General features: G+C 70.6%; 1 protein-coding gene. It reads left to right on the top strand.

The features are described 5' to 3' along the window. Window positions 1-436 (top strand): outer membrane protein (locus tag MFF58_RS32040; RefSeq protein WP_238294383.1); only part of this gene is annotated, 436 nt, incomplete at both ends.

The following is a 436-nucleotide window of genomic DNA, read 5'->3' as shown; positions in this document are numbered from 1 at the left end:
GCAACCGCAGCCAGGACGGCTTCTCCGGCGGTGGCCAGATCGGCTACAACTTCCAGCTGACCCCGGGCTCGGGCGTGGTCATCGGCATCGAGGCCGACGCCCAGTACCTCGACTTCGGCCGCAGCCGGAACAACGCCTTCGTCAGCGGCGCGCTGGCGCCCGGCTACTACCTCACCGACCCGCGCGGCCTGTCCAGCCTCGACTTCTTCGGCACCGTGCGCGGCCGCCTCGGCTACGCCTTCGACCGCACCCTCGTGTACGGCACCGGCGGCTTCGCCTACGGCTCGGGCAGCGCCGACCGCTCGTTCGGCGGCTTTGCCGGCAACGACAGCTTCCGCACCGGCTACGCGGTCGGCGGCGGCATCGAGTACGCCCTGCCCACCGACTCCTTCCTGAACTTCTTCCGCTCCTCGGCCGTCACGCTCAAGGTCGAAGG

It is taken from the genome of Methylobacterium longum (genome assembly GCF_022179385.1).
Lineage (GTDB): Bacteria > Pseudomonadota > Alphaproteobacteria > Rhizobiales > Beijerinckiaceae > Methylobacterium > Methylobacterium longum.
Note: the sequence above shows the minus strand (reverse complement) of the source record. Positions and strands in the feature narration are given on the sequence as shown.